General features: G+C 48.4%; 6 protein-coding genes and 1 tRNA gene. 1 reads left to right on the top strand and 6 read right to left on the bottom strand.

Annotated features, from left to right (window positions below; translation table 11 throughout):
* Positions 1–887: 887 nt before the first annotated feature.
* A complete protein-coding gene (locus NG833_RS24415; protein ID WP_254567875.1) occupies positions 888–1,361 on the top strand; it encodes a GNAT family N-acetyltransferase in 474 nt (157 codons plus the stop codon).
* Here the strand turns inward: NG833_RS24415 and NG833_RS24410 are convergent.
* The 6 genes from NG833_RS24410 to NG833_RS24385 form a co-directional block, all read right to left on the bottom strand.
* Positions 1,306–2,286 carry a sensor histidine kinase KdpD gene (locus tag NG833_RS24410; RefSeq protein WP_254567874.1) on the bottom strand — a complete coding sequence of 327 codons (981 nt, stop codon included), beginning with the start codon at positions 2,284–2,286 and terminating at the stop codon, positions 1,306–1,308. The two genes, NG833_RS24415 and NG833_RS24410, sit on opposite strands and share 56 nt — an antisense overlap.
* Before the next feature lie 68 nt (positions 2,287–2,354).
* Positions 2,355–2,966 carry an L-threonylcarbamoyladenylate synthase gene (locus NG833_RS24405; protein ID WP_254567873.1) on the bottom strand — a complete coding sequence of 204 codons (612 nt, stop codon included), beginning with the start codon at positions 2,964–2,966 and terminating at the stop codon, positions 2,355–2,357.
* Between the two features lie 23 nt (positions 2,967–2,989).
* On the bottom strand, positions 2,990–3,919 hold the full coding sequence (gene prmC, locus NG833_RS24400; RefSeq protein WP_254567872.1) for a peptide chain release factor N(5)-glutamine methyltransferase: 930 nt from the start codon (positions 3,917–3,919) through the stop codon (positions 2,990–2,992).
* A 208-nt stretch (positions 3,920–4,127) separates the two neighbouring features.
* On the bottom strand, positions 4,128–4,904 hold the full coding sequence (locus NG833_RS24395; RefSeq protein ID WP_254567871.1) for a Tic22 family protein: 777 nt from the start codon (positions 4,902–4,904) through the stop codon (positions 4,128–4,130).
* A gap of 840 nt (positions 4,905–5,744) precedes the next feature.
* A tRNA-Pro gene (locus NG833_RS24390) sits at positions 5,745–5,818 on the bottom strand.
* A 170-nt stretch (positions 5,819–5,988) separates the two neighbouring features.
* Complete coding sequence (locus NG833_RS24385) at positions 5,989–6,207, bottom strand: hypothetical protein (protein WP_254567870.1); 219 nt, start codon at positions 6,205–6,207, stop codon at positions 5,989–5,991.
* Positions 6,208–6,985: the final 778 nt, after the last annotated feature.

Here is a 6,985-nt window from a genome sequence, read left to right as displayed (position 1 = left end):
GTTGATCCGGAACTACGAACGTTCTGGAGGTTTTATTTTTTGGAGTTCCCTAAGCCCGCCTGTGCGGGCTTTATTCTTGCAGCCTTAGCCCTAAGCTCATTCTGACGGTGGATATAACGCTTCTCATCTCCATCGGGACTCCCCTCACCCCAAACCCCTCTCCCAGAACGGGAGAGGGGCTTTGAGAAAACTCATCATACGGAATCTGGTTGTCAAAGGTCTGTGAAAACCCGCAGGCTTAAGCCTGGGGCACTTGCGGACGAAGCGGTGCCTGCGCGGGCTAAAAGAAAACCCGCAGGCTTAAGCCTGGGGCTATACGCACGAAGCGGTGCCTGCGCGGGCTAAAAGCGAAAACCTACTTTGACCAACCGGACTTGGTAGAAACAGCCCAATCGTTCCCCCTGGGCAATCCGTGATATTGACTGAACAAGACGGGTACAGAACCCCAGAAAACTGTGGGGCTATTTGTTACCGCTTTGGGTGCAAAATGTCAAGAAATTATGATATAAAAAATTAGAATTAAGGTAGTCAATTTATCAGTTATGTTATAAGAATAGTTATAGGATTAAAACTTATCGGATTTTAGGAATCAACCGTAAAACCCTTGGGCTTCGACTTCAGAACGCGACTGCCTAGGGTAACAGAAAACAGCTAGTCCTTGTTATCGGAGTGGGAAATTTATTCTCAGCTTTCCTAAAAACAAGGAAACCTCTGTGGAGTGCAGGAGCGGAACTATACGAACTGCTCATTCCCAAAAGCTTATACCTCCCCATCCCTACCCAGAATTGGGGTCAATTCAAGGCAGAGAGGGTTAAAGACTAGAAAGCACTCAATTTCCAGAGCGATTTGTCAATAAACCTAGACATCAAGTGAGTAGGAAAACGACGATGGATTGCAGTCACATTCAATTTCGCGATCGCAAAGAAGATGTAGATATCCAACAGCTTAAAAGGCTATTTGAACTCACCGCTTTTTGGGCGCGAGAGCGAAAAATTGAGGATTTAGCCATCGCGATCGCCAACAGCGATCCTGTGATTACCGTTTGGGAAGGAGAGCGCCTGATTGGGTTAGCCCGCGCCACCTCCGACGGCATTTATCGAGCTACGATTTGGGATGTGATCATTCACCCGGAATATCAAGGTGTCGGATTGGGACGCAAATTAGTCGAAACCCTCTTAAGTCATCCCCGGATGAATCGAGTCGAGCGAGTTTACCTCATGACCACTCATCAGCAACGATTCTATGAGCGGATTGGGTTCGAGGAAAACTCAACCACGACAATGGTTCTCTACAATAACCAAAACTTCACGGAAGAACTGAAGACTCGCGAAGTGCTAATGGAAGCGAGCATTGAAGCCTAGTTATTTCTGAACCCTCTACCCCTCGAAGCTCCTCCGACACCGGACCGGCTTCAACGATTTCTAAATGACCGCCCATCAGTTCCAAAATGCTCTGATTCATCATCAAAATCGTACCTGGGGACAGATCGACCTCAGTTTCTGAGGTACTTTCCTTGCGGTTCTGTTGGAGTTGCAGAAAATCCAGGGGTTCGGAAAAACAATGAGGCGGGAGGGGAAGATCAATAGAGATGATCACATCACCCTCCTGGGGTTTACCCTGGGTTGATTGGCTTGATCCAGATAAGGGGGAAACTTTTGCAGAAATGCCAATGCGACCATTGCCAACTGGGTTAATCGCCAGATCAATAAAGGTCACCAGCACCTGAGTCAGACATCGCTGGTCCGCCCGAATGGAAATTTTGGGGTCCGGTTGGGAAATGTGCAACGAGATATTGCGGTTTGCCGCTTGGAGTTCAGTTAAATAATGAACTTCTTCAAACACATCAGCCAGATGCAGAATTTCCATTTTGAGGGGGTTACGACCTTCCTCAATCCGAGAGACTTCGATAATGCGATCGAGCATTTGAATCATCTTGTGAACCGAGTTATTGGCCTGGACCAAAAACTCGCGTTCTTCTGCTGGATTATCACATAAATCGCTTAAAATTAATTGATGAACGCCGATTAAACTATTTAAAGGCGATCGCAATTCATGGGAAATTCGAGACAAAAAACCCGCTTTAAACTGACACATTTGACGAGTCAGCAGATAATCCAACTGAGTTTGTTTGAGGCGAGTCGATAGGTTAGAGTCTCCTGAATGTTTACCTTGACTTGAGGGGAAATTGGCACTCCGATCCGGGCGGTAGCGCGATCGCATCAGCCATCCACTCCCAAACCCAAACCCCAAGGCACCGATTGCAGAGATCCAATAGATCCAGTCCATAGTTTGCCCGAAATTCCAACCTAATTTCTGAACGCTGATTGCGGTTAGGAGAAACATGGCATCCCCGCTCATTTTCCCCTATCCTCGCTGTTTGAGTCTAACTGAATGACACCTTGACGAAGAATTTCCCAACTTTGCCCCGTCCATTTGGCCACGGTGGAAGGGACCCCACTGGCTGTCGCCTTCGGTTCCGACTGATCCCATTCCAGGGTCACCACCTGGGGAAAGCGCAAACCAATCTCTGCCATTGTTTGCAACGGGGGTTCCCCACTGAGATTGGCGCTTGTCGTGGCTAAAGGGCCCGTTTGAGCCAAAATTCTGCGGGCGATCGCCTGATTGGGAACTCGAATCCCGATGGTACTCGGGTCAACCGGATTCATCACCGAGGGAACCGCAGCAGAGGCCGGTAAAACCAATGTTAACGCACCGGGCCAATGTCGGTTCGCTACTCCTTGCCAAATGTGCAACTCCGTCTCGGTGCTTTTGACAAAAGGCCAGAGGTCCGCTTCTGTGGCCCCCATCAAAATTAAGGGTTTATCCAGACTGCGTTGTTTCACGGCAAAGATGGACTCAGCGCGATTCGGCAGGACCGCTAATGCGGGGACCGTATCCGTGGGAAAACTCACCACCTGGCCCGCCCGGGCCGCCTCAATCAAGACTTGTTCTGAAACTGCTGTCATCGTGGCGTGTAGGACCCTTAACGTTAACTACGGTAAGCTCGGGCAAATCGTTCAATCCCTGCTAAATCTGAGAATATCTCAATTTGGGTATAACTGCCTTGGTCTTGGAGTAACTCGGTGACAGCAGGGGCCTGTCCCGCCATCATTTCCAAGAGCAAAATCCCACCGGGAGATAAGTAAGTCGGTGCAGTGGCAATTAGATGGCGAATGCAGTCTAATCCATCGGGTCCACCATCCAGGGCGATCGCCGGTTCATGGTGGGCGACTTCCGGTTCTAATTCCCTCAGCAGGGCGGTGGGGATATAGGGGGGGTTGGAGATAATGCCCCGGAGTCGGTTGAGTCCCTGGAAGGGATGTAAGGGTTCAAACCAGGACCCGCAATAAAAGTGAATGCGATCGCCGTATCCGAGATTTAAGGCATTCTCCTGGGCGATCGCCAGGGCCTCTTCTGAACGGTCCACCGCATGAAGGGTGATGTTTGGCAAGACTTCTGCCAAACCTAGGGCGATCGCCCCACTGCCGGTCCCCAAATCTGCCCAGTCGCCCTCAGTTAAGGGGGTGTCTGGGTGCGGGCGTGACTCGGATTGGGCTGCATTCAGGGCTAAATCAATAGCCCACTCGGTTTCCGGGCGGGGGATCAGGACCCCAGGACTGACCCCTAAAGAAAAATTTCGCCAGGGGGTGACCCCGGCGAGATATTGGACTGGAACTCGATTTTGAATTCGTTGTTGCCACTGTTCCTTGAGTTGAGCCAAGGGGCGATTGAGGGGAATGTGCCCTCGCCCTTTGTAGGAGTCCAGACGCAGGGCTAATTTATCCAAATCACTCACCGATAGCAGTAGCCAATCTAGCTCCTCCACCGGCACATTGGCGGCTATGGCAGCGGCGCGAGCTTCCTGACGCCACTGCCACAGTTCTAACCCAGAAACCGCAGGATCAGATGAACGGCTCATCGATAGTTTGGTCCTTTATCTGCGATCGTTTCCCCTAGCATCAATGGTTCTGGGTGTTTTCGTCAAGGGGGCAACCGCCTGATACCAAATCCGGTTGGTAAAAGTCGATTTTCGTTTTTAGCCCGCGCAGGCACCGCTTCGTCCGCAAGTGCCCCAGGCTTAAGCCTGCGGGTTTTTATAGACCTTTGACAACCGGATTCCGTATGAGTTAAGGTTGTGCCGGTGCGGGTTGGGGTCTGGATTGGATATATTGTAAGGTTTCCGTGGAAGGAACCAGGACAATTTTTGTCACCGCTGGGTCATCATTATTTTCTAACTCTTCGATGACTTTATCCAGATTACTGACTCGAACATCAATGCTCGGTGCTAAATCTGGTTGTTGTTCCCGCACCCGGGTTAACATGGATTCCAACTGCTCTCGATTGAAAAAGATGGGAATCAGTTGCTCCCCGTTTTGTTCAATGGTCAAATAGCCTTGTTCTGGGCCAATCGTCGCATAAAAGAGCGGTACGCCATTAAATAAAGGCATTCCATTGGATTCGGGAATTTCCTGACCTTCCTGCTGCAATTCCTCAGCAGCAAATCGTACCTGTTGTTGAACGGGAATGAACGCAAATTCTAGGCGATCGGGATTATTGGCATTGGCTTGTTCTAATTCATAAACCTTGGCCAAAGAAACGGGAACAACTTGGGTGTTGCCTGCTAACTCGGGATTTTGTTGTTCGATTTTTTGAACAAACTGCTCGGCATCCTGCTGACTCATAAAGAAGCTGGCGATCGAAGCTTCTTGTTCATCATTGGTCACCGATGCAATTAAGGGCGTGCCTTCTGCGTTCGTAATGGTAAAAACTAGAACGGATTCTAGCTTTTTCATGATTTCTTCGGCGGGCAATGCGATCGCCCGATTCATCCCGGGTAGCAATTGCCCCAGAAGAACGCTTCCCATTAAACCGAGGGTTGCACTCCAACGTACTAATAATTTCATTTTGACACCTGATAGAGATACCAGTTGATTTACTTGATTCAACACATCAAACCTCAATTGGTTTTAGGTTAATTTTTTTGAGGGATTTGGTTTGTTCTTTCGCGGTTTTTGCGAGCGATCGGTAAGCTTTAAATGATCGAGCTTGCGAGATCGGTTGCTCCTGGCTCAATCTACAACAGATTTTCCCCAAATTACAGAATGGCGAAGGATCCGGTTTGTTATCTGTAGCGTTTCTATGGGCAACCCCATTGGTAGTTTCGAGGACTATTCTGAATCCGTAAGAGTTCCGTTATTGATTAAAATTTGCGGTAGCCCTCTCTCCTAGGATCCTGCTCGAATCTCCCTTGAACCCCTAAACTTATTTTAGCGTTTGGCGATCGCCCAATTATCTTAAATACCAACTTCAACCCTGTTCGCTGCCTTCAAGGGTGTTGCAGCCGCGAGCGATCTAGTCCTTTATAATAGCAGTCTATTATAGCAGCCTAGCAATCTCCGATCATCCTCTTTGGGATACTCATTCTGAGGGTATTCCAACAAATAAATCATCCTTGCTTTGATGCGATCGCACCTAACAAGACTCTTTTAGCCCGCGCAGGCGGGCTTTGTCCGTGTAGCCCCAGGCTTCAGCCTGCGGGTTTTTTGGGTATTTTATTTTTTGGAGTTCCCTGATGGTTTTATTTCTCTGTGGCGACAAAATGGCCGCAAAAAAAACCAGGGGTAGTTTTAGCTATCCTCCTCTTTCTGGCCGTTGGAGGGCGATCGCACCCCGGGTACGACATCGACCCTCTCTTGAGGAAGATTTTCAACCCCTGGTTGATTTTATTGACGAAGTAGATGCAATCGGGATGACAGGATTTGAACCTGCGACATCCTGCTCCCAAAGCAGGCGCGCTACCAAGCTGCGCTACATCCCGGACAGTTTTTTTTTTATTATAGCATCATCCTCCCGGGAAAAGTCAAGACTTTTTTTGGGAAGGGGAAGGATGCAGGGGATAAACCTCTGATGGGGACCCCAGTTGCTCCTCTCTTCCCCTCCCGGAGGAAGAAGCCAATAATCCAAACATCCAGACTGCTTTAGGGGAGGTTAAACCGCTGCGGTGATGCGCTGATGAGATTGCCATAACTCCCGAGACTCTTGCCTAACTCGGCCTTTCATGGCCTCCTGTTGCAAGGTCATAAACGCCTGAAAATCTTCGAGATTATATTGCGTCTGTTGTAAGAGCAAACGTAGACGTTCTTCGGCTTCAATGGTTAGATAACCCGTCACTAATGCTTGTTGTACGATTTGGCTAATTACATTCATGAAAATGCACTCCTAATTTCATCGGTCTTTAAAATGTATCCAGTTTAAATCCCTGACTCCTATCATTCCTTACTTGTTTCATAACTGCCCATAAACCAGAAGGAAATCTATCTTGGGAAATAATAGGTTGGGTTTCCTTGCTCCTCCTCGGGATAGAGGGTTTGTTTAAGCCTAGGCCGCTGATTGCAGCAACAGATTGGCTCTAGGGTGGAGAATTTAATTAACCGACGATCGGAACTATAGCGACTCCCGGACTCAGGGAGAACAAAGCTTATAAAGAATGTACCTCATAACTCTGGTAACCCCAATCAATCTAATTTATTGTCTGTTGGAAATTTTAAATGCTCCAATCACTCATTTAACCGGATTTTAAAATTAATAGGGTCTGAGATATTTGTTCGGATTTAAAGAGTTTAGTGGGTAAAAAGTTGGGAGAATTAATGCGGGTTTACTTCAATAAAGTGCAGCTTAAGCGGTCAAAATTGGGGGAAATTTCTTGGGGTTAACCCATTCTCCAGAAGAGATAGACAAGGCTCTTGACATTCAGCCAGTTTTATGATGAAAAAATGGCAAAAAATTGGCAAGCGGTTAGAAAAAAGAGGGGTGCTTCTTCGGGGTGGGGGAGAGCAGGGTTGAGGCGGTGAGGAGAGCTTGTTTCGGGGGGTTAAATCTCTGATAAAATGGGGGATCAATTAGGAAGTCTATCTAGTGGGAGCGATCGCGCTTGTGGGGATTCCAGCCCATCGGTACTTAGGCAGCCCGGCGATCGCACCGCCTA

The organism is Oscillatoria sp. HE19RPO (genome assembly GCF_024220515.1).
Taxonomy (GTDB): domain Bacteria; phylum Cyanobacteriota; class Cyanobacteriia; order Cyanobacteriales; family Laspinemataceae; genus Laspinema.
Note: the sequence above shows the minus strand (reverse complement) of the source record. Positions and strands in the feature narration are given on the sequence as shown.

What these genes read in the sequence shown, in the direction of transcription:
- NG833_RS24415 (WP_254567875.1), top strand. Translation starts at nt 888, where the DNA reads ATGGATTGCAGTCACATTCAATTTCGCGATCGCAAAGAAGATGTAGAT.
- NG833_RS24410 (WP_254567874.1), bottom strand. Translation starts at nt 2,286, where the DNA reads ATGGACTGGATCTATTGGATCTCTGCAATCGGTGCCTTGGGGTTTGGG.
- NG833_RS24405 (WP_254567873.1), bottom strand. Translation starts at nt 2,966, where the DNA reads ATGACAGCAGTTTCAGAACAAGTCTTGATTGAGGCGGCCCGGGCGGGC.
- prmC (WP_254567872.1), bottom strand. Translation starts at nt 3,919, where the DNA reads ATGAGCCGTTCATCTGATCCTGCGGTTTCTGGGTTAGAACTGTGGCAG.
- NG833_RS24385 (WP_254567870.1), bottom strand. Translation starts at nt 6,207, where the DNA reads ATGAATGTAATTAGCCAAATCGTACAACAAGCATTAGTGACGGGTTAT.
- NG833_RS24395 (WP_254567871.1), bottom strand. Translation starts at nt 4,904, where the DNA reads ATGAAATTATTAGTACGTTGGAGTGCAACCCTCGGTTTAATGGGAAGC.